Raw genomic sequence first — 23,729 nt, 5'->3', positions numbered from 1 at the left:
ATAGTAAAATCCAAAGGGGTCTTTCTTAAATAGCCTCAATTATAGCCTTGGCTATAGCTTTAGCTATTTTATCCTTTTTTTCATCAAATAGTTTATTGTCCAATGTGTTGTCAATAAACCCCAACTCAATAAGTAGAGCAGGAGCTTTGGTATTTCTCAATACATAGAAATTAGCTAATTTTACTCCACGATTTATAAATCCAATATTGGATAGATTCTTCTGTATTTTCTTAGCTAAAGCAAATGCCCTTTTATTTTTAGTCAAATAGATATAGGTTTCCACACCTTTAGATTTTTCAGGTTTAAAAGCATTTCTATGAAAGGATATAAAGTAATCATAGCTATTTCTATTTTCAAATCTAATCCTTCCCCATAGACTGACAGTATCATCTTCTGTCCTAATTTCATCTATTACAAGTCCATGTCCTCTCAATATCTTAGCAACCCTAGTCCCTATATCCACATTGTCATGTGACTCATATCTGCCCTTGTAGATAGCTCCAGGATCTCTTCCACCATGACCATAGTCAAAGCATAGTCTAACCATATTTTATTCATCTCCTTATTTTAATCTATATAATATAAATAAAAGGATATGGATAGATTTACTATTGAGAAATGGAATTATAGGATTAAGGAAGGAATTAACATCTACAGCTTTTTTATTCACTATAAAATACATATATCCTTTCTATCAATTAGTTTCGATTCTGGTTGTTTATGATACTTCAAACTTATTAAACAATAGCATATTATTTGTGTTTACTGTATAATATAATTAGGAGGTGGTATGTTGAAAATAAAAAACTCGCATGACAAAATGTTTAAAGAAACATTTTCTAATATTGAAGTTGCAAAAGACTTTATAAGTAATTATTTGCCACAAAGTATTTTAAATATAATAGATATTAATACGTTGGAGCCAGAAAAAGATAGTTTTATAGATGAGAAATTAAATGAAACTTTTTCAGATTTATTATTTGGGGTAAATATAAGCAATAAAAGAGGATATATCTATTTTTTATTTGAACACAAAAGTTTTAGAAGTAAAAACATATCATTTCAATTATTAAAATATATGGTAGAAATTTGGGAGTCCAAAATTAAAGATGAAAAATCTAGTAGTCTTCCAATAATAATACCACTAGTTATATATCATGGTAGAGAAAGATGGAATATAAGGACAACTCTAGGAGAAATGATAGAAGGATATGAAAATCTTACAGATGATATAAAAGCCTTTATACCAAATTATGAATATCTATTATATGATATTTCAAGATATAGAGATGAAGATATAAAAGGGATAGCACAGCTTAGGATAATTCTTACAATATTTAGAGATATATTTATAGAAGACAAAGAAGGTATAAAACAGACTATAACTCTAGCAGGACAATATCTTAGAGAATTGGAAGATAAAGAAACTGGAGTAGAATACTTTGAAACCTTTTTAAGATATGTGTTTAGTGCAGGAAAAAGTTTTGACCAAGAAGATATTATAGAAATAATAAAAGAAGTAGAAAGAGTTTATCCAGAAGGGAGTGATTTAATCATGACTACTGCTGAAAGACTTAGACGAGAAGGATTAAAAGAGGGGTTAAAAGAAGGATTAAAAGAAGGAAGACAAGAAACTCTTTTAAAAACGTCAATTAGACTACTGACCAAAAAATTTGGGGTTTTACCAAATGGTATGATAGAAAAACTAGACAAATTAGATGCTGATACTTTAGAGATTTTAATTGACGACATATTTTTATATGAAAGTCTGGATGACCTAAATAAGTATTTAAGATAAACATAAGCTACAATTTCAAGCACTTAACTTTCAGGTGACTAACTTAACAACCTATTTAATACAATGCTAATTCAAAGCTGTAGATAGAGGATTAAAATTTCTCTATTTCCAGCTTTTTTAGTATTTAAAATATTAATACTAAAAAAATAAGTATAAGTTTTACTAATTGGATTACTAGAATATCCTATGATAATATGATTTGTAGTGTTAAAACTACTCAAGGAATACCCTAGATTGGAGGTCTGCTATGGTTAAGGGGAAAAAGCATTCTATAATTATTATAAGATTAGCATTGATTGGGGCTTTTTTAATATTTTGGGAATGGTCAAGTAGAATTAAATTGTACAATCCTCTTTTTACTAGTTATCCAAGTGAAATTTTTAAGGATTTAATTGAATTTTATGCAAGTGGAGATTTGGTAAAACACGCATCTATAACTTTAAAGGAAGCTTTTTTAGGATTGTTTTATGGTTCTATTGTTGGAATTGTAGTTGGCTTAGCATTAGGACAACTTAAAAGTTTAGCTAAGATACTTTTACCTATTATTACAGCTATTCATGGAATTCCCCAATTGACTTTGGCACCAGTATATATTTTATGGTTTGGTTTAGGTATTGCATCCAAAGTTTTTCTTGCAGCTCTCATGGTGTTTTTTCATGTATTTTTTTCTACTTATGCAGGTATTCAAAATGTGGATCTTAAATTAGTTGAATCAGCTAATTTATTAGGTGCTGGAAAAATACAGACTTTGGTACATGTAGTTTTACCATCTAGTATGCCCTTTATATTATCAGGAATTCGTGTAGGAGTTGGCTCTAGTTTAGTTGGAGCTATTATTGGAGAGTACATAGGATCATCAGCAGGCTTTGGATGGATGATAGCATATGCAAGTTCTTTTTTTAATATTGCCCGTGTTATGTCCTGTATTTTTATATTGCTTGTAGTGGGTATATTTTTAAATTTCTTTCTTGATAAGATCGAAGAGTATTTACTTCGTTGGAGAGGAAGGGCAGATTTAGCTATTGAGAATGATGAAAATTAGAGTAATAGTAAATAATTAATAGGAGGAATAACGAATGAAAAAATATTTAAAAGTATTTGTATTATTTATTTTAATAATTTCTTTGGGTACTGCTTGTACATCAAAAAGTGATGATGTTAGTGGAGAGGGTAATGATGAACTTGAAAAAATAATTATTTCTGAAATGCGTGGAGAATCTTGGTTACCAGTTTATGCTGCTGAGATGTTAGGATATTTTGAAGATGAAGGTTTAGAAACAGAGTTTGTCGTATATAAAGATGGACCTATAGCTTTTCAAGGAATGCATGCAGGGGATTCTCAGTTTTGTATGCTTTCAACAGAGCCTGTTTTACGTGCTTTTGATGAGGGTCTAGAGTCTACTATAGTTTTACCAACTGTTAGAAGTAAGCAATATATGTTTGCTACTAATTCTGAAATTACTGATATAAAAGATTTAAAAGGAAAAGCTATTTTTGGTGGTATGCCAGGGTCAGCACCTTATTCTTTTGTTGCTTCAGCTTTAGAGGAAGCAGGATTAACTGTAAATGATGTTGAGTGGATTAATATGGAGTATGGAGCTGCCTTAGCTGCTCTTGAGCAAGGTACTATTTCTGCTGCTTATTTTGATGGTATTTATATAAATAAGTTAAATGATATAGGAGCAAATGTTTTAATTAATACTATGGATTCAGAGCAACATAAGGCTATATATGGTACTGAATTCTATGAATCTCAAATGGTTACTGTTACTAGAAAGTTTGCTGAAGAGAATCCTGAGACTGTACAAAAGTTTGTAAATGCTTCTATGAGAGCTATTCAATGGCAAACAGAGCATACAGATGAAGAGATTGCAGAACTTGTAGCCCCTATGTTTGAAGGCAAAGATATGGTAGAGATCATAAGTATTTTAAGAGATTCCTTGACAATAAATGGAAATTATAGCAAAGAAGGATATGAGGCTATTGAAGGATTTTGTTTAGAACAAGGAATAATAGAAGAGCCTATTGGATATGAAAATATTATTGATATAGAATATGTAAATAATGCCAAGGAAAGTTTAAATATAGAATAAGAACTCTTATATTATAGGAGTAGATTTGAGGGATAATTATGTCGTATATAGTTTTCCAAGATATAGAAAAATACTATGGTGAAAATCATGTTTTAAAGAAGACTAATTTATCAGTTGAAAAAGGAGAATTTGCCACATTGCTAGGAGCTTCAGGATGTGGCAAGAGTACTTTATTAAGGTGTCTTGCAGGATTGGAAAAGGTTAGTGGTGGTAAGATTTTTCTTGAGGGTAAAGAAATTACTAATGTAAATCCTAGATCTAGAAATGTAGGTATGATTTTTCAACAATATAGTCTTTTCCCAAATTTAAATGTGTATAAAAATATAGCTTTTGGATTGAAAATGAAAAAAATGAGCAAAGACATCATCCACGAAGAAGTAAAAGAAGCTATTAAGATGGTTGATTTAGAAGGAAAAGAAAAAAAGTATCCCTCACAGCTTTCTGGAGGAGAGCAGCAAAGAGTTGCATTGGCTAGATGTATTGTTACTAGGCCAAAGGTTCTTCTATTAGATGAGCCTTTAAGTGCTATAGATGCTAAGCTTAGAAAATCTCTTCAATCTAGGATAAAGGAGCTTCATAAGGAATTGGATATGACTTCTATTTTTGTTACTCATGATCAAGATGAAGCTATGACTATGTCAGACACTATACATTTAATGAAAAATGGGGTTATAGAGCAATCGGGAAATCCTTTAGAACTTTATAATAATCCTAAAAATAGCTTTGTAGCTGAATTTATTGGTAATTATAATATTTTTTCAGGTGAAGATTTTTCAAGACTAAATAGTGAAAAGCATGAGGATAAGGGTGATATCGTTATTCGCCCAGAGCTTATTGAAATTTCAAGTATTAAATATCCAGTAGATAAAAGATATTATAATTTCTGTGGCACTATAAAAAACATTATTCCCCAGGGAAATGTTATTAGATATAGTGTTGAGTCAAATAATAATTTTGTAAATATAGATGTTTTAAATGATGGCAAGGATTTTTATGAATTAGGTCAGCAGGTATTTTTTAGGGTAAATAAAAAGTCACTATTGATTTATAAATAAAATTTTGGACAAGAGGTGGTTATATGAAAAGGAAGAAAAAAATTATATTGGTTTCTCATTGTATATTGAACTCTAATTCCAAAGTAGAAGGCTTAAGTCAGTATGAAGGAATTTTCAAAGAGATATTGGATATGATTTATGATAAAGGTATAGGAGTTATTCAGCTTCCTTGTCCTGAGATGATAATGTATGGGATTAAGAGATGGGGTCATGTAAAGGAGCAATTTGATACCTTATTTTTTAGAGAAAATTGTAGAGATATGCTAAAACCTATAATTGGACAAACTAAGAGTTATTTGGATACAGGATATGAAGTAGTAGGAGTTATTGGAATAGATGGTAGTCCTAGTTGTGGAGTAAACTATACTTGCTCTGGAGATTGGGAAGGAGATGACTCTTCTAAGGATGATATAAATCACAGGATTAAAGATTTAAAGGAAATAGATAGTCCTGGGGTTTTTATGGAGGAGTTAAAGAAGTATATGGAAGAGTATAGTATTAGTATTCCATTTATAGGTATAAATGAAAATGATGTATTTAGTTCTTTAGAGGACATAAAGAGTTTTTTAAACAAATAAAAAGGCAATAGTGTTAGGTCTTTAACATCTAAAGCTGTAGATAGGGAATTAAATTCTTCTATTTACAGTTTTTTATTTATTACAACAATAACAAATATAATTGATGAAACCAAAGAAACATATTTTTGTAAAAGCAGTCATATAATGAGAACCCATGGTTTCATAGTTCTCTTTATTTTACTTAAAATAATATTACACCCATTTTTTTAAAAATGATTATCATTTAGTCATAACTCACATAAACTAAATTAATATTGTTGAGCACATATTTTTATTGTGATACAATGTCTTTACAATAAATTGTACTGGATAGGTTACTACACAAGGATAAAAACCTAACACAAAATAAGTCAATATTTAATTAAATATTTGCTTAATTCTTGGAAACTTAAGTATCAAAAATACAAATTATAATTGTATTTAGATATAAATTAAAAATAAAAAGGAGTGTTTAAAATGACGATTGGACTAACAGCTGGTGTAATAGGAGTAATTATACTACTATTAATTATTATAACAGGATATGTAAAGGCAAGTACGGATGAAATGATTATTATCTCTGGTTATAAAAGAGAACCGAGATACATAACTGGAAGAGCTACAATCAAAATTCCATTTTTTGAAAGAAAAGACAGATTAACACTACAGGTTGTTAAAATTGATGTCAAAACAGAAAAACCTGTACCAACAAATGAATTTATTGATGTATCTGTAGACTCAGTAGTAGTTGCTAAAATTTCAGATGAACCTGAACTTGTTAAATTAGCTTCTCAGAATTTTTTAAACAAAGATGAAAATTACATAATGAATATGGTTACGGATGTCTTAGAGGGTAATATAAGAGAAATTATAGGTACTATGACCTTGAGGGATATGATATCTGATAGGCAAGCTTTTGCTGACAAAGTTCAAAAAAATGCTGTTCCTGATATGCAGAAGATGGGAATAGAGATTGTCTCCTTTAATGTTCAAAATTTTTGGGACGAAAACGGAATTATAGCTGATTTAGGAGTTGAAAATACTGCTAGAATCAAAAGAGACGCATCAATTGTAAGGGCTGAGTCAGAAAGAGATGTAAAAATCGCTCAAGCAAAAGCAAACAAAGAATCTAATGACGAAGAAGTGAAGTCTAAACAAGAGATTGCTGAAAAACAACATGAATTAAACATCAAAGAGGCTGAACTTAAACAAAGTGCAGATACCAAAAAAGCTGAGGCTGATTCAGCTTATGAGATACAAAGAGAAAACCAAAGAAAACTTATAGAGATAGCATCAGCAGATGCAAACTTAGCAAAGCAAGAAAAAGAAATTGAACTTCAAGAAAGAGAAGTTAGAATTGAAGAGCAAAAACTTGACGCACAAATTAAAAAGAAATCTGAGGCTGAAAGTTACGCAAGAGTTAAGATAGCCGATGCTGACCTTTATGAAACAACTAATAAAGCTAAAGCTGAGATTGAAAGAGCTAAAGCTAATAGAGTTGCGAAAGAAGAAGAAGCTATCGGTATACAAGCCATAAATTTAGCAGAGGCAGAAGGTATCAAAGCCAAAGGATTAGCCGAGGCAGAAGGAATAGACAAGAAAGCAGAGGCTATGGCTAAGATGAAAGAGGCAGCAATTCTTGAAATGTTTTTTGATGCACTTCCTGAAATTGCAAAGAATGTTGCAAGCCCACTAAATAATGTAGACAGCATCACAATGTATGGATCAGGAAATACTGCTAAAATGGTTGAAGACATTACAAAAGCTACAACTCAAATCACTACTGGATTCTCAGACAGTCTAGGTGTTGATGTTAAATCAATGTTAGCAGGTTTCTTAGGTGGAAACTTAGGTGGCAAAATTGCAACAAAAGAATTAAATGAAAAAACTAAAATAGAACCTACAGAAGAGTCGAGTACTGTAGTAGATAAAAACAAAGACCTAGAATAAAAAAATGCACTATTTTATAAAAACATTTCTATAATATATTGAGGCTATATTAGCCACAAAACCAATAAATAAAACAAACTCTAAAAGATTTCATTCAAATCTTTCAGAGTTTGTTTTATTTACTCCAGAGGTTACCTCTAAAAAAATTACAATTGCAAATATATATGATGTAAACAGAGATGGTTTAATCAACGTTAGTGATTTAGGCATCGTATCTTATAATATAGGCAATGATCCGGTAGAATATTATTATGCTGATATAAATAGAGATGGTATGATAGATACAAAGGGTATAGAGATTCTTACAAATTATATCCTTAATAGTAATACATTAAATATTAAAAAATAGATATGATTCTAGGCAATTAGATTAAAAAATATCGTATTCAAATTTATAAATTTGAATACGATATTTTTATCTTAGAATATAACAAGATAAATTTATAATAGTTATTTATATTATTTACTAGGGTATATTAAGTTTAAAGATTTTATTATATAAGGAGGTAGTTACTTTGAACAAGAAAACAGTAGCAATAGCAGGAACATTTGACTCAAAAGGTGAAGAGTTTTTTTACTTAAAAAATATTTTTGAAGAATTAGGATTAGAGACTCTTACTATCAACTGTGGAGTATTTGACTCAGAGTATAAAGCTGATATATCTAATAGTGATGTATTGAAAGAAATTGATATGGATATAAATGAAATAGTATCAAAGAGAGATAGAGCTTTAGCTACTGAGAGTTTTGCCAAGGCTATGGAAATTCTAGTTCCAAAGCTTTATGCTGATGGTAAATTTGATGGAATAATTTCTCTAGGAGGAAGTGGAGGCACTAGTCTAGTGACTCCAGCCATGAGAGCACTTCCTATAGGAGTTCCAAAAATAATGGTATCTACTGTAGCATCTGGCAATACACAGCAATATGTTGGCACCAGTGATATTATGATGTATCCTTCTATAGTAGATGTATCAGGATTAAACTCTATTTCTACAACTATATTTAAAAATGCTGCATTTGCTATGGCTGGAATGTTAAAATTTGAGCATAATGAAGAAATAAAAAAGAAACCATTGATAGCTGCTACAATGTTTGGAGTAACTACACCTGCTGTAGATACTGCAAGAAAATATCTTGAAGATAATGGATATGAGGTATTGGTATTTCATGCAACAGGTACAGGTGGCAAGACTATGGAAAGATTAATTGAAGATGGATATTTTGAAGGAGTTCTAGACCTTACAACCACAGAATGGTGTGATGAATTAGTAGGTGGAGTACTAAATGCAGGAAAAAATAGGCTAGAAGCAGCAGGAAAGAAAGGCGTACCTCAAGTAGTTTCAGTAGGGGCGCTGGATATGGTGAATTTTGGTCCCATTGAAACAGTTCCAGAAAAATTTAGAGATAGAAATTTATATAAACATAATCCGACTGTAACACTTATGAGAACTAATGAGGAAGAAAATAGAGAACTAGGAAAAATAATATATCAAAAGCTAAATCAAACAAAAGGTCCTACTGCTTTAATGTTGCCACTTAAAGGAGTATCTATGATAGATGCTAAAGGTCAACCTTTCTATGGGGAAAAGGAAGATGAAACTTTATTTTCTGTAATAAGAGAAAATATAGATAGGGAAAAAGTAGAACTAATAGAAATGGACAATAATATTAATGATGATGAATTTGCCTTAACAGCAGCTAAAAAATTACTCGAATTAATTGAAAGGTAAGGTGTAAAGCAAATGTTTAAAGATAAAAAAGAGATAATTAAAGGACTAAAAAAACAAGTAGAAGAGGGAGAAATAATACTTGGTGCAGGTGCAGGGACAGGCATATCTGCCAAGAGTGGAGAAGCTGGTGGTGTAGACTTAATTATTATATATAATTCAGGTAGATATAGAATGGCAGGTAGAGGATCTTTAGCAGGATTACTTCCATATGGGGATGCAAATAAGATAGTAGTGGAGATGGGAACAGAAGTGATTCCTGTAGTAAAAGAAACTCCAGTACTAGCAGGTGTATGTGGTACTGATCCTTTTAGAGTGATGGATGTATTTTTAAGACAATTGAAAGACCAAGGATTTGCAGGAGTACAAAACTTTCCTACAGTGGGTCTAATAGATGGTACATTCAGACAAAATCTAGAAGAAACAGGAATGGGATATGACCTTGAAGTTGATATGATTAGAAAGGCAAATGAACTAGGTATGTTGACTACTCCATATGTATTTGATACTGAGCAAGCTAAAAAAATGGCTGAAGCTGGTGCCGATATACTAGTAGCTCATATGGGATTAACTACAAAGGGAACTATAGGTGCTCAAACAGCTTTAACATTAGATGATTCAGTAAAGAGAGTACAGGATATATGCGATGCAGGTAAAGAGGTAAATCCTGATATTATGGTACTTTGTCATGGGGGGCCAATAGCAGATCCTGAAGATGCAGAATATATTCTAAAAAGAACTAAAGGTGTAGATGGATTCTTTGGAGCATCTAGCATAGAAAGATTTGCAGCAGAAAGAGCAATCAAAGAACAAGCTAAGAAATTTAAAGACATAAAAAGCAAATTATAACAAAAGCTGTAGATAGAGGATTAAAATTCTTCTATTTACAGCTTTTTATTATTTAAAATACTAATACAAAATAAAAATGTATAAGTTTTACTAATTGGATTACTAAAATATCCTATGATAATATGATTTGTAGTGTAAAGAATATTAAAGGGAAAGAGGGAAAAAATTATGGGAAATAGTTTACCAAGTACATTTGAAAGCTTTGCAGATGCAAGAAAAGAAGGGTTCTTAGCTGTTAAGAATTTAAAAGATGAAGGGAAAAAGGTAGTAGGGACATTTTGTACATACACACCAGTTGAAATCTTTTTAGCAGCTAAGGCAGTACCAGTTGGAATATGTTCTTTTAGCGATGAAACCATACCAGAAGCAGAAAAGATTTTACCAAGTAATCTTTGTCCTTTAATTAAATCTAGTTATGGATTTGCTATTACAGAAAAATGTCCTTATATGTATTTTGCTGATATGATTGTTGGAGAAACAACTTGTGATGGTAAGAAAAAAATGTACGAGCTACTAGGAGAAATAAAAAATGTTCATGTCATGCAACTTCCTCAAACTCAAAATGATGAAGTTTCTAAGGATATGTGGTATAAAGAAGTTTTAGCATTAAAAGAAAAAGTTGAGAGAGATTTTGATGTCACAATAACTGATGAAGACATTAAAAAGGCAATAGCAATTAAAAATGAAGAAAGAAAGCTTTTACAAGAATTTTATGGTCTTAGTAAATCCTGTCCACCACCTATAACAGGTACTGAACAATTAAAAGTTTTATATGGTTCTCAATTTAAATTTGATTATGAAGAAAAGAATAAAGAGCTAAGAGAGATAATAAATAAAATAAAAACGGATTATGAAGACGGTATAGAAAATGTTTCAAAAAAAGCTAAGAGAATATTGATTACTGGATGTCCTCTATCTGGAGTTACAGAAAAAGTTGTAACTGCAATTGAAGAATCTGGTGGTGTTGTGGTAGGCTATGAAAATTGTGTTGGAATTAAGACTGCCAGTAGACTAGTTGATGAAAGTGAAAGCCCATATAAAGCTATAGCTGATAGATATCTACAAATAGGCTGCTCTGTAATGACACCAGATACCAATAGATATGAACTTTTATCAGAGAGTATAGAAGAATTTAAAGTCGATGGAGTTGTTGAAATGACTTTACAGGCCTGCCATACTTATGCAATAGAAACTTCACAAATTAGAAAATTGATGCAGGAGAAAAATGTTCCTTTTATCAGCGTAGAGACTGATTATTCAATTGCTGATGTAGCACAATTAAAAACAAGACTTGCAGCTTTTATTGAAATGTTGGTGTAATTATGAAAGATTTTTATATTGGCATAGATTCTGGGTCAACAATGTGTAAGGCAGTACTCTTTAATGGGAAAGATATGGTGGATATCTATGCTATAAAGACAGGTTGGAACCCTAAATTTTCAGCATCAGAATCTTTAGAACATCTACTGAAGAAAAATTCACTGTCTCGTGATGATGTCAATATCATTGCTACTGGATATGGAAGAGAGGCAATAGACTTTGCAGATCATATATTTACGGAGATAACATGTCATGCCTATGGAGGAATATATCTTAAGCCTGAAACTCAGGGTATTATCGATATTGGTGGACAGGATAGCAAGGTTATTCAAATCCAGAATCAAAGGGTTTCAGATTTTTTGATGAATGATAAATGTGCTGCAGGAACAGGCAGATTTCTTAGTATGGCATGCGAAATTCTTGGTATAGAATTAAATGATATAGATAGATTTGCAAATATAATAGATCCTATATCTATAAGCAGCATGTGTACTGTATTTGCCGAGTCAGAAATCATAGGCTTATTATCCATGGAAAAGGATCGGTCACAGATTATGGGAGGAGTCCTACATTCAATAGCTCAGAAGATCAGGGTAATGACAGGAAAGATCAATTTAGATTTAGAGGCGCCAGTATTAATGAGTGGTGGGCTTTCAAAATCTAATTCTTTAATAGAAGTAATATCTAAAATTACTGGATTGAAAGTAGAAACTCATGAACACGCTTTATTTGCAGGAGCTATTGGAGCATGTATTTGTGCATATAATAAAAACAACTAGCACAACACAGCATAATCCACTAAACTTGGCATAATTAATGACAGCTAATCATCATGTAAAATCTAAAGCTGTAGATAGAGGACTAAAATCTCTCTAGCTACAGCTTTTTTACTCCTTACAAAATATGAATTTTGTGACTAATTTTATAAATTTCCATTATAAATAAGGAGCTTTTACTAGATTAAAAATCATTACTACTAAAAATAAATTAAGAATGATATAGTACAAGTAATAGATAAATTAAACGAGATGATGTTTGTATATATCAAACATTAAGCTGATGAATGAGATGAACTAATGAACTCAGAAATAATCATGTATCAAACAGAAGATGGCATGACAAAAATCGAAACCACATTTGACAATGATACTGTTTGGCTTTCAATAGATCAAATGGGAGAGTTGTTCCAACGAGATAGAAGTGTAATTGGTAAGCATATAAGGAATATTTTTAAAGAAGGTGAACTTGAGAAAGATTCAGTATGGGCAAAATTTGCCTACACTGCTTCAGATGGGAATGACTTCTTTTGATGGTAAGAGTTTGAGGAAATCAGATGCTTCTATTGCTAAGAATTATTTGAACGAGGATGAGATTAAAATCTTAAATAGATTAGTTACTGCTTACTTAGAATTTGCTGAACTACAAGCACTAAGACAACGTCCCATGTATATGAAGGATTGGATAGAGAAGTTAGATGACTTTATCAAAATGAGTGGAAGTGAGTTACTGGATAATGCAGGGAAAATCAGTCATAAAAAGGCTAAGATAAAGGCAGAATTAGAATACAAGAAATACAAAGAACGTAATAAAGAGAAATTAACGAAAGTAGAGAGAGATTTTATCGAACATGTAAAAAACACTCAAAAGAAACTGGAAAAGGGGAAAGATTAATATTTATTAATGGGCTACGGTGCTAGGTACTAAAATTACCTTGACTTGAAAAAATTAAAATGTTAAACTGAATATAATTTAATAGCGTGCATATGTGGTTATATTAATATTAAAAAGGGAATGTAGTGAAAATCTACAACAGCCCCCGCTGCTGTAATAGGGACAGGTACTTAATTTTATCACTGGGAAACCGGGAAGATAGAGTGCTTGGATGAACTAGAGTCAGAAGACCTGCCATATATGGTTGATTGTAGATTTCGGTGGGAGAATCAGATACAGTTGTATTGTTAACACATTATGAATGTATACTCTATTTATATAAAAACTGCTGAATAAGCAGTTTTTTTGTTTTTTAAATATAAATAGAAATTAGTATAAAGATTCTTTTTTGCTTAAACAAGGCTTCCATACAAAACTATGCATGTATTATAAATTAATTTATAGGAGGATTTAAAAATGAAAACAGCAAATGATATGCCCCCATTTAGTGCCAAAAAATTCATGGGAAAAACACATGCTATGCTTGAAGCCCAGGTGATGTATTCAGGTATAGAACTAGATTTATTTAAAAGACTTCATAACCCTATTTCAGCATTGGAACTGGCAAAACAAACAGGATATAATCCTAGAAACTTAGAACTTCTACTGAATGCTTTAACTTCTATTGATTTGTTAAACAAAGAAGGGGATTTTTTTTCAAACTCAATTGAGACTGATTATTATTTAAACCCAGAAAGTGAAATGTATTTAGGTGAACATATTCTCTATTGGAGAGATATGACAAATTTGGAGAATATATCAGAATTAGTGAAAAATGGATCAGAAAAAACAGATTTGAAAGACAAAAATGGGTCTGATTTTTTTGATTTTCGATCTATGGGACAAGGAGCAAGAAACACAATGTATCTGGGAAGAGTACAGAAGTTTATAGCTTTGATAAGAAATTACTTCAAAGAAGACCAAGGATTCAAAGTATTTGACATGGGTGGTGGTTCTGGAATTATGTCCATAGAAATTGCAAGGAATTTTCCAAATTCACAATGCCTAGTTTTTGACCAACCAGTAGTTATAGAACTTACACAACAGATTATTAAGGAGTATGGAGTCTCTAATCAAGTGAAGACCTTAGCTGGAAATTTTATAAATGATTCCTTCGAAGATAAATATGATCTTATCATTGCTTCAGGGGTTCTAGATTTTGTAGGGGATTTAGATGTGATGGCAAAAAAATTATATGATTCACTTAATGATGGTGGATATATTTATATCAATACCCATGGGATCAACAAGGCATTTACAGCACCAAGTAGTTTTATTTTAGGCTGGTTATCAAGTCATTTGAACGGATTGGATATTTTAAAGCCAGATATTGTTACTAAAAATGCAATTGAAAATACTGGATTAGAAATTGTGTATCAAGATGAGGATGGATTAAATTATATAGTAAGGAAAAATAGGCATGAAGACTAAAGTAGAGAAAGATGCAATAAAAACCATTGTGGTTGGAATTGTCCTTCTTATATTAGTTAGTTTTATATCTCTTTTTTGGGGACGATATTCTTTATCTCCAAGGGAAGTAATTTCAATATTGATTCAAAAGATAATAGGAATAGCAGATTCTAGTATAGAGGCAAACGTTATCTGGGATATTCGTATGCCCAGGATATTGCTAAATATATTTGTAGGTGCAGGGCTTGCAGCATCAGGTGCTGCATTTCAAGGTATTTTTCAAAATCCTTTAGTTAGCCCAGATATCTTGGGAGTAAGCAATGGAGCAGGATTTGGAGCGGCATTGGCAATGTTTTTGGGTACAGGCTCTCCCTTTGGTATTGCAACAATGGCTTTTAGTGGAGGATTAATAAGTGTTTTCATGACTTATTCTATTTCCAAAATGAAAAAGGAGAGATCCACCTTAGCCCTTGTACTTTCAGGCATTATTGTTGCATCATTTTTTAGTGCATTGATTTCCTTTATAAAACTCGTTGCAGATACGGATTCTGTATTGCCATCAATAACTTATTGGCTGATGGGTAGTTTTTCAGGCGCTACTCTTGACAAGGTATCATTTGTAGTGGTTTTTGTTGGACTAGGCTTAATTGTTTTACTGGCTATGCGATGGAGGATTAATGTACTCTCCATGGGAGATGAAGAATCTTATACTCTAGGTATAAATCCGGTGAAAAATAGATTTATAATTATTACTGCGTGTACATTTATAACTGCAGCTTGTGTGACTGTAACAGGGATAATTGGTTGGATAGGAATGATTATCCCGAATATTTGTCGTGAATATATAAGTGCGGATAACAAATTGTTATTACCTGCATCTTGTGTGGCTGGAGGATTATTTATGGTCATTGTAGACTTAATAGCTAGATCAGCAACTGCAGCAGAAATTCCTATTGGGATTTTGACTGCTATAGTAGGAGCACCGATTTTTGTTCTAATATTTTTTAAGAAAGGAGATGAGATGAATTGAGACTTGATGTAGTAAAGGGATGTTTTAGTTATACAATAGATAAGCCTATATTGAAAGATCTTTCTCTAAGCCTAGAAGAAGGAAAATTTCTTTGTGTTTTAGGTCAAAATGGTATTGGAAAGACTACTTTTTTACGTTGTCTAACAGGCATATTAAAGTGGCAATCAGGATGTGTAAAGGTGAATGGAGAGAAAATACAGGGGATTTCTAGTATTAAAGACATTGCTTATGTACCCCAAGCACATCAGGTATCATTCCCCTATACTGCTCTTGACATGGTTTGCATGGGACGTACAAAGCACATGAAGGCTTTTGCCATGCCTTCTAAACTGGATCGAGGTATTGCCATGGAAAGTCTTGAACAGATGGGAATCCAGCATTTGGCTGAGAGGAAATGCTCACAAATGAGTGGTGGTCAGCTACAGATGGTTTATATTGCTCGTGCTCTTGCTAGTAATCCTAAGCTATTGATATTAGATGAGCCAGAAGCACATCTTGATTTTAAAAATCAAGAATTAATACTCAATAAGCTTAATCAGCTTGCAAAGGAAAAAAACATCTCTTGTATTATGAATACCCATAATCCTGAACATGCTTTGAGAATTTCTGATTATACATTATTATTGGGGGAAGATGGTATATATGAATTTGGACATACAAGTGAAATATTAACTGAAAAAAATATAGATCGTTTTTTTGAAGTGAAAACTAGAATATTGGATTTGAAAACTTTGGGAATCAACGCAAAAACCTTTGTATTAGTTCCAGAACATTAAATTAAAGAAGGGATGATAAAATTATGAAAAAAAATAAATTAAGTACTCTCTTATTATGTATCATGATAATCTCAATTGCACTTACAGGTTGTACAAGCACAGAGACAAATGTAAATCAAAAGGAAAATACAAATACAGAGACAAATCAAAATCAAGATCAAGATGAAAATAGAACTATAGTCGATTTGACAGGTAAAGAAGTAGTAATTCCAAGGGCTAGTGAAATAAATAGAGTCATCATAGTCGCACCACCATTAGTTGCAACTTATGCCAGTGTGGTAAAGGATACTGAAAAATTAGTAGGGATACATCCAACTTCAATTAAAATAGTCAATGAGCAGGTATTAAATCTTGTTATACCTAATTGGCAGTCTATCAATACATCTTTCTTAAGTGGATTCACCTCTAATACAGAAGAAGTTTTGAAGATGAAGCCAGACATTATCTTAGTATATGGTGAATCTCAGAAAAAGGGACTTGAAAATGTGAAGGTTCCAGTTGTAGATTTTTATATGGATGATCCAGAAAATGAGAACTGGTCAGTGAAAATAGATACTTTAATGAGAGAAATCTTTGAAATAGAAGAAGAAAATACTTTACAAAAAGAATGGGATGAAGCAAATAAGATAGTAGATGAGGCATTAAAAGATATCAGTGATGGAGATAAAGAAACTGCAATAATGCTTAGAAGCAATACTCAAGATTCACTTAGTGTTAGAGGAGGAAATTATTATGGAGATGATTGGTTAATAAAAACAGGCCTAATAAATCTTGCTGGAGATTTAAAAGGAGATAGTGCTCAAATCTCTATGGAACAATTGTATGAATGGAATCCTGATATTATATATGACTTTGTAGGTTTAGATGCAGATGTCTATCTTCAAAATGAAATAGATGGTCAGGATTGGTCATATATCAAAGCCTTTAAAAATAAAGCTATATATGATATGCCGCAAGGGATGTTTAATTGGGGGGCACCAAATGTGGATTCTCCTTTAACTCTTATATGGATGACTATGAAGAACTATCCAGATACAATAAGTCAAGAATTTTTTAATGATTATATGAAAGATTATTATAAACGCCAGTACAATATTGAGTTAACAGATTCTCTTTTAGAGGAGATTCTAGACCCTGTTAAATAGTATATTCCTATTTAATGTATTTAAAGCTGTAGATAGAGGATTAAAATTCTTCTATTTACAGTTTTTTCTATTCATTGTAGAATTAGAGATAATTATTGAAACATAGGTTTGCATATGATAGAATAACGACAGAAAAAAATAGCACCCTGCTGCAACAGGGTGACTATACTATAACTTAATCTTGTTATGGTGGCAATCACATCTTGCGAATTTGATTACCTTACTTATATTATACCAAACTATAGATTAAAGTAAACATAGTTTTTATATTTTACTTTTAATATATTTAAAGCTGGAAATTATTAGACAAGTTCTGGTATAATGGCATATATTGTGAAAAAATAAAAGAAGATGCAGGTGAATTAGATGAAAAAAATTAGAAAATTGATTGCTCCCATTTTAGTTTTAATAGTTTTATTTTTCCTATCTAATGGGGAAGATGGAGAAAAGATAGAATTTGCTTTTAATAAAGATGAATTATTTAGCGAATATACTTTAATAGAAGTAGATGGGGGAGATCAATCAGGACATAGAGAGCCAAATGTTGTAGTAGATATTGGATATGGAGATAGAGAGTACTATGGATTTACTAATGAACATGGACAATTAGTAAAAGTAGTAGCTGAAGAGATAGTGCTACAAGATGATAGAAATGAACCTGTACTTTCTACAGGAAGATATTATTCAGATGAAGCCAAAGTTCCTGGTGTAGAGAGCAAGACTTTAGATGAAGGACATGTCATAGCAGATTCTCTAGGTGGTGTATCTAATGCCTACAATATAACACCACAAAATAGTACATTAAATAGACATGGAGACCAGGCATATATGGAGAGAGCAATTAGAGATGCTGGAGGAGCTACAAACTTTATGGCTATAATTACTTATCCAGATACAGAGACACAGATTCCTGAGCACTATAGCTTCACCTATACTATAAATGGAAATGTGATTAATGATGATTTTGACAATGCAGATCCTGATGAATCCAATAGTGAATTAGACTTAGATAGAATTATAGACAAAGTAATAGATATGATTATAGACACAATATCAAATTTTGAGTAATACTGTTAGTTGATATAAGAGGGGCATAGAGTAAAAGCTCTCCAACCAAAGGTCTGTCTTTAGTTGGACAGCTTTTTTATCAGTTGTTTTTAGTTAATTGTATAATTATAAATAAGTTTCTAAATAGGTTTCCATAACTTCATCTGGGACTAGATTGCCACCAGTGGCCCAAGCAATATGATTTATATTTTCTAGTTTATTTGTTAGATTATTATTCTTTAAATATTCCTTTGTAGGGGAATATTCAAATAACTTTACTGCTCCTTCAAATGCAGCACAAGCTGAAGGTTCAATTCTAATCCCTTCGGATTTGTCTAATTCTCTCATATAATTAAATAGTTCTTTATCTTGAATTGTAAATATGCCACTTAATAATGTCTCCATCACTGTACCTACAAAGCCAGAAGCTGTTCCTACTGCTAAACCATCTGCCTCAGTTTTCCCATCAATTCCAAAATCTTGAACACTTACTTTTTGGTGAAGACCTGTTGACATTCCAATTAACATACTTGGTGCATGAGTTGGTTCTACAAAGAAAATATGTACTTTATCTCCAAAAATTTTCTTTAATCCAAAACTTATCCCCCCTGGAGAACCACCAACACCACATGGAATATAGAAGAATGCTGGATGATTTTCATCTAATTTAATGTTTAAGTCCTCCATTTGCTTTTTTATTCTTAAAGCTGCAACAGCATATCCCATGAATAGTGTATCTGAGTTTTCATCATCTATAAAATAACTGTTTGGATCGTTCTCTGATTGTATTCTTCCTTGTTCTACTGCGGCTGTAAAGTCTCCATCATATTCAACAACTCTTGCTCCCTTTGAACGTAAAAGATCTTTTTTCCATTGTTTAGCATCAGATGACATATGAACAATCACATTAAATCCTAAGGTAGCAGAGGTAATGCCTATAGAAAGACCTAAATTACCTGTAGAACCAACTTGAATAGTGTATTTTGAAAAGAACTTTCTATTCTTTTCATTTGCTAGCTTACTATAATCATCTTCTTGGTTAATTAGTCCATTTTCTAATGCCAACTTTTCCGCATAATATAGAACTTCATAAATACCTCCTCGAGCCTTAATTGACCCAGCTACTGCTAAATGAGAATCCATTTTTAAAAACAATTTTCCTTGGAAATCCCTAGTTGATTTTAGTGAAGATTCCATGGCTTCAATTTCTCTTAAAGGTGATTCGATTATTCCCTTGGTCTTCCTTGTATCTTCAAAATACTTCATTAATAAAGGTGCAAATCTTCTTAATCGTTCATCAGCTTCATAAATATCCCTTTCAGTAAAATTGATATTCTTCCAAGCCTCTTTATCAACTTTTTTATTAGGATTAATCCAAACTGTAGGATTAAGGTGGATAATATCGTCTAGTGCTGGAATCTTTTCAACCCATTTTTGTACACTTACCACATTTCTTACCTCCTCGTATAATAAAGTTATAGTTATTAAACTATAATCTCTTTTCTATCTCACTAATCTTGTGAGATAATAGTTGTACAGATAGGGGTCGTAGTCTACCTCCTTGAAGCGTTGTCTTCCTTAAATAGGGTTACGCCTCTTCTTTACATCCATATGCGAATGAGCTGGATAGTACCTAGTTACTGAATATCTAACGAGGTTGTATTGTGTAAAGTAGAGAGGTTCTAGACTTTATCTGTTAATATTTTAAAAGCTGGTGATTTTATGTTTTATGTTGGTATTGATATTGCTAAGAAAAACCACGAAGCTTCTATTATTAATTCTAATGGTGAGCTTCTCGCTAAAAGTATTTCTTTCTCAAATTCTCAAGCTGGCTGTGCTAAATTAGCAGCTTTACTTGATAAGTTTGAAGCTGATACCTCTAAGGTAATTATTGGTATGGAAGCTACTGGTCATTATTGGGTTAGCCTGTATTCTTATCTAATTGATCTTGGATTTACTGTTTATGTTATCAATCCTATTCAATCAGATGCTTTTAGAAAAATGTATATTAGGCAAACCAAGAATGATTCTAAAGATTCTTTTATCATTGCTCAAATTATGCGTTTCGGACAGTTTTCATCCACATCTTTGGCGAATGAGGATATTATGGCTTTACGTCAATTATCTCGGTATCGCCTTGCCTTAGTAGATGAATGTTCTGATTGGAAACGCAAGTGTATTGCTCTTTTAGATCAAGTTTTTCCTGAATACTCCAAGCTCTTTTCAGATACCTTTGGAGTAACTTCTAGAGAACTTCTTTCAAAATATCCAACTCCTGAAGATATGGTATCTGTTGATACTGATACTCTTACAGTACTTTTATCAGAAGCAAGCAGAGGCCGTTTTGGTTTGTCTAAAGCTTCTGAAATACAAGAATCAGCTATTAATACTTTTGGAGTCAGTTTTGCTAAAGATGCATTTGCATTTCAAATTAAGCAAATTATTGCTCAAATTAACTTTATTGAAGAACAATTAAAAGAACTAGAAATCGAAATTTCAACCTTGCTACATCAAACCAATCAAGTTATCACAACTATTACCGGTATTGGTGATGTTCTTGGAGCCATAATCATTGGAGAAATTGGTGATATCTCACGCTTTGAAACTGCTCCTAAACTTGTTGCTTATGCTGGCCTTGATGTTGCTGTAAAACAGTCTGGTGATTTTGTTGGTACACAGACTAAAATTTCTAAACGTGGTTCTCCGTATCTTCGTAGAGCAATTTGGTTAGCAGCTACAGTAGCTGCATTTAAAGATCCGGCATTATCTGTCTATTATCAGTCACTCAAAGCACGTGGTAAACACCATTTAACTGCAGTTGGTGCAGTTGCTAGAAAAATGTGTAATATTATATTTGCTGTATTGCGTGATAATGAACCTTATGTGCCTGATATCAAGTAACAATCACTTGTATAGCTTATTTATCATCCTAAATTTTGTACACACAGTTTAGGCTTATTTGTTTTGCCTAATTTTACATAAGAATTTATGGCAGGTTCTGTCAAGGGGCTCTTTTTCCCTTGACGGGTTCTGACAGAAATTCTATAATCACAAAGGTAAAATAAATTAAATTATTTATTGACTTTTAATAGCTGGTCTATCTTTTTTAAAAGTATAGTATATAATATTTAAAAATACAATGATGTACTATTTATTATATTTGCAACTTTCCCCATTGATGTTAAATATTTGTCACTAAATACCGATATCTATAATGTTAGTGATTATAATGTATTCATAACATCAAGGGAGGTTTATTTTATGTCGCTAAAAACAAAGATATTTTTAGGTATAAGTATTTCAATTTTAATTGTTTTTTCATTATTATCATTTTACACATTTAATGAAACATCAAAAACTATAATTGAAAAAGAACAAGAAGCTCTTCAAACAATTAGTCAAGGAATTAATATGCAAATGGAAGAGCAAATTGAAACATCAGAGGTTAGTGCACTGTCTTTAGCAAACAATCTAGAAGTTCAAAGATTATTTGCAGAGGGAAATCGTGAAGCACTAACGGAAATGTTATTACCAGTATTTAATAGTATTTCTGATAGAGTTGCACAGATACAATTTCATTTACCAGATTCCACCTCATTTTTGAGACTTCATAAACCAGAAAAATATGGTGATAGCTTAAAAGATTTTAGATTTACAGTAAATGAAGCCAATGAAAAAAAGGAAATTGTACGAGGATTAGAAGAAGGTGTGGCAGGATTTGGATTTAGAGTAGTGGCACCTATATCTTATAATAATACTCATGTTGGTACTGTAGAATATGGTTCTGATTTTGGAAACAATTTTGTAGAGCAAATTAAATCAAATTATGATGGAGAATATTTTATTTATCAATTCCAAGATGGAGATACCGATGACAATTTATTAGCCAGTACCATAGATACTGATACTTGGGATATAGATGAAGAAAATTACATTGAAAAATTAAAAAATAATGAAACCCTTTATTTACAGACAGCTGATAAACAGTATAATGTAACTCTATTGCCTTTTAAAGATTATAAAGGTGATATATCAGGCTATTTTAAAATAATAATGGATAGATCAGCCTTAGTTAATACATTAGCTGATATTAGAAGAAATGGAATAATATTTACCCTAGTATTGCTAGGAGTATTATTAGGTCTTACATATTTATTTTTAAAACATTCCTTTAGACCAATTTTAGAATTAATCAATAAAACAGAAAAGGTAGCCCAAGGAGATTTAACACAAAATATTACAGTAAAAACAAAGGATGAGATTAGCATATTAGCCAATTCTTTTAATATGATGACTTCCAGTTTATGTGATTTAATATCTAAATCTGCTAAGGTATCAGAACAAGTTGCAGATACAAGTGAAGAAATATCTGCTTCTTCTGAAGAAGTAACAGCTGCATCAGAGGAAATTTTGAGCATTGTTTCAGAGGTATCTAATTCTGCACATGTTCAAGCTAATTCTATCGAGAGATCGAATATAGGAGTAAATGAGATAGCTGATAAAATTAATCTTGTGGCGATAGATGTTGACAATATCAACAACTCTACACACAATACCTTAAAAGTTGCAGAAAAAGGGATATTAGCATCAAAGGATGCTGTGAATAGGATTAATAGACTTAAAAATTCTACAAATGAAACTTCAAAAGAAATATATAGATTAAATGAAAGTTCAAAGGAAATAGAAAAAATCGTGGATAGTATTAGTGCCATAGCAGATCAAACAAATCTTTTAGCATTAAATGCAGCTATTGAGGCAGCAAGAGCTGGAGAAGCTGGAAAGGGATTTTCAGTAGTGGCTGAAGAAGTTAGGAAATTGGCAGAAGAATCTTCCCACTCTTCAGATCAAATAGCTGGCTTAATAGTAAATATACAGGAAAATATTAAGAATACAGTAAACTTAATAGAAGAAAATAATCAAGAAGTAGATTCCAGTGTAGAAATAGTAAATGAATCTAGTAACAACTTTTCAGATATATTAAATGAAATCAATAAAATAGCTCATGAAATTAAGGAAGTAACTAGTTTAACAAGAGAAGTTTCAAATAGTGCTACAGAAGTAACAAATGATTTTAACACAATATCTAATATAGCTAATGACAATGTGAAATCAGTAGATGAAGTTTCAGATGGGGCCGAACAACAAACTATGGCAATGGAGGAAATTGCCACATCAGCAATGAATTTAGCAAATTTATCTAATGAGCTTAGAGAGTCCATTTCCACCTTCAAATATTAAGCTATTTAATATCCTATTGTTTAA

At 31.7% G+C, this 23,729-nt stretch carries 22 protein-coding genes and 1 riboswitch; of the genes, 20 read left to right on the top strand and 2 right to left on the bottom strand.

Annotated features, from left to right (window positions below; all coding sequences use genetic code 11):
• Window positions 1-25 precede the first annotated feature (25 nt).
• Window positions 26-547, bottom strand: coding sequence for an N-acetylmuramoyl-L-alanine amidase family protein (locus tag AC4PG3_RS00715; protein WP_492197173.1), 522 nt, complete (start codon window positions 545-547; stop codon window positions 26-28).
• 243 nt (window positions 548-790) lie between these two features.
• Here AC4PG3_RS00715 and AC4PG3_RS00710 point away from each other — a divergent pair, with 243 nt between their 5' ends.
• From AC4PG3_RS00710 to AC4PG3_RS00625, 18 genes are all read left to right on the top strand, one after another.
• Window positions 791-1,798, top strand: a complete 1,008-nt coding sequence (locus tag AC4PG3_RS00710; protein WP_492197172.1) for an Rpn family recombination-promoting nuclease/putative transposase — start codon at window positions 791-793, stop codon at window positions 1,796-1,798.
• 247 nt (window positions 1,799-2,045) lie between these two features.
• The gene (locus AC4PG3_RS00705; RefSeq protein ID WP_492197171.1) at window positions 2,046-2,840 is read left to right on the top strand and encodes an ABC transporter permease; all 795 of its coding nucleotides are present in this window, start codon (window positions 2,046-2,048) and stop codon (window positions 2,838-2,840) included.
• 34 nt (window positions 2,841-2,874) lie between these two features.
• A complete protein-coding gene (locus AC4PG3_RS00700; RefSeq protein WP_492197170.1) occupies window positions 2,875-3,891 on the top strand; it encodes an ABC transporter substrate-binding protein in 1,017 nt (338 codons plus the stop codon).
• A gap of 38 nt (window positions 3,892-3,929) precedes the next feature.
• Window positions 3,930-4,946: an ABC transporter ATP-binding protein gene (locus tag AC4PG3_RS00695; RefSeq protein WP_492197169.1), complete on the top strand. Its 1,017-nt coding sequence runs from the start codon at window positions 3,930-3,932 to the stop codon at window positions 4,944-4,946.
• Between the two features lie 23 nt (window positions 4,947-4,969).
• Window positions 4,970-5,524: a CD3072 family TudS-related putative desulfidase gene (locus AC4PG3_RS00690; protein WP_492197168.1), complete on the top strand. Its 555-nt coding sequence runs from the start codon at window positions 4,970-4,972 to the stop codon at window positions 5,522-5,524.
• Window positions 5,525-5,980: 456 nt separating this feature from the next.
• Window positions 5,981-7,453 (top strand): flotillin family protein, encoded by a 1,473-nt coding sequence (locus tag AC4PG3_RS00685; RefSeq protein WP_492197167.1) that lies wholly within the window; start codon window positions 5,981-5,983, stop codon window positions 7,451-7,453.
• Window positions 7,454-7,490: 37 nt separating this feature from the next.
• Complete coding sequence (locus tag AC4PG3_RS00680; RefSeq protein ID WP_492198178.1) at window positions 7,491-7,802, top strand: dockerin type I domain-containing protein; 312 nt, start codon at window positions 7,491-7,493, stop codon at window positions 7,800-7,802.
• Between the two features lie 166 nt (window positions 7,803-7,968).
• Entirely contained in the window at window positions 7,969-9,183 is a 1,215-nt protein-coding gene (locus AC4PG3_RS00675; protein ID WP_492197166.1) for a Tm-1-like ATP-binding domain-containing protein, read from the top strand.
• A 12-nt stretch (window positions 9,184-9,195) separates the two neighbouring features.
• Window positions 9,196-10,029 (top strand): phosphoenolpyruvate hydrolase family protein, encoded by an 834-nt coding sequence (locus tag AC4PG3_RS00670; RefSeq protein ID WP_492197165.1) that lies wholly within the window; start codon window positions 9,196-9,198, stop codon window positions 10,027-10,029.
• Window positions 10,030-10,197: 168 nt separating this feature from the next.
• Window positions 10,198-11,349, top strand: coding sequence for a double-cubane-cluster-containing anaerobic reductase (locus AC4PG3_RS00665; protein ID WP_492197164.1), 1,152 nt, complete (start codon window positions 10,198-10,200; stop codon window positions 11,347-11,349).
• Window positions 11,350-11,351: 2 nt separating this feature from the next.
• A complete protein-coding gene (locus AC4PG3_RS00660) occupies window positions 11,352-12,128 on the top strand; it encodes an acyl-CoA dehydratase activase (protein WP_492197163.1) in 777 nt (258 codons plus the stop codon).
• A 297-nt stretch (window positions 12,129-12,425) separates the two neighbouring features.
• Window positions 12,426-12,659 carry a virulence RhuM family protein gene (locus AC4PG3_RS00655; protein WP_492197162.1) on the top strand — a complete coding sequence of 78 codons (234 nt, stop codon included), beginning with the start codon at window positions 12,426-12,428 and terminating at the stop codon, window positions 12,657-12,659.
• On the top strand, window positions 12,595-13,020 hold the full coding sequence (gene rhuM, locus AC4PG3_RS00650) for a RhuM family protein (protein WP_492197161.1): 426 nt from the start codon (window positions 12,595-12,597) through the stop codon (window positions 13,018-13,020). Before AC4PG3_RS00655 ends, rhuM begins: the two co-directional genes overlap by 65 nt.
• Window positions 13,021-13,098: 78 nt before the next feature.
• A riboswitch (cobalamin riboswitch) is annotated at window positions 13,099-13,273 on the top strand.
• Between the two features lie 203 nt (window positions 13,274-13,476).
• Window positions 13,477-14,490, top strand: coding sequence for a methyltransferase (locus AC4PG3_RS00645; protein WP_492197160.1), 1,014 nt, complete (start codon window positions 13,477-13,479; stop codon window positions 14,488-14,490).
• On the top strand, window positions 14,480-15,499 hold the full coding sequence (locus AC4PG3_RS00640) for a FecCD family ABC transporter permease (RefSeq protein WP_492197159.1): 1,020 nt from the start codon (window positions 14,480-14,482) through the stop codon (window positions 15,497-15,499). Before AC4PG3_RS00645 ends, AC4PG3_RS00640 begins: the two co-directional genes overlap by 11 nt.
• Window positions 15,496-16,275, top strand: a complete 780-nt coding sequence (locus tag AC4PG3_RS00635; protein WP_492197158.1) for an ABC transporter ATP-binding protein — start codon at window positions 15,496-15,498, stop codon at window positions 16,273-16,275. The genes AC4PG3_RS00640 and AC4PG3_RS00635 overlap by 4 nt, the downstream gene beginning before the upstream one ends.
• 23 nt (window positions 16,276-16,298) lie before the next feature.
• Window positions 16,299-17,420: an ABC transporter substrate-binding protein gene (locus AC4PG3_RS00630; protein WP_492197157.1), complete on the top strand. Its 1,122-nt coding sequence runs from the start codon at window positions 16,299-16,301 to the stop codon at window positions 17,418-17,420.
• A 366-nt stretch (window positions 17,421-17,786) separates the two neighbouring features.
• Window positions 17,787-18,488 carry a DNA/RNA non-specific endonuclease gene (locus AC4PG3_RS00625; protein WP_492197156.1) on the top strand — a complete coding sequence of 234 codons (702 nt, stop codon included), beginning with the start codon at window positions 17,787-17,789 and terminating at the stop codon, window positions 18,486-18,488.
• Window positions 18,489-18,593: 105 nt separating this feature from the next.
• Here AC4PG3_RS00625 and dsdA read toward each other — a convergent pair whose 3' ends face one another.
• A complete protein-coding gene (gene dsdA / locus AC4PG3_RS00620; protein WP_492197155.1) occupies window positions 18,594-19,916 on the bottom strand; it encodes a D-serine ammonia-lyase in 1,323 nt (440 codons plus the stop codon).
• A 273-nt stretch (window positions 19,917-20,189) separates the two neighbouring features.
• On the opposite strand from dsdA, the gene AC4PG3_RS00615 reads away from it, so the two are divergent.
• Window positions 20,190-21,368: an IS110 family RNA-guided transposase gene (locus AC4PG3_RS00615; protein WP_492196428.1), complete on the top strand. Its 1,179-nt coding sequence runs from the start codon at window positions 20,190-20,192 to the stop codon at window positions 21,366-21,368.
• Between the two features lie 360 nt (window positions 21,369-21,728).
• Window positions 21,729-23,705, top strand: a complete 1,977-nt coding sequence (locus AC4PG3_RS00610) for a methyl-accepting chemotaxis protein (RefSeq protein ID WP_492197154.1) — start codon at window positions 21,729-21,731, stop codon at window positions 23,703-23,705.
• The last annotated feature ends 24 nt before the right edge of the window (window positions 23,706-23,729 follow it).

This window comes from Tissierella sp. QWL-11 (assembly GCF_058683765.1).
This window is presented reverse-complemented; position numbering and strand designations above follow the sequence as displayed.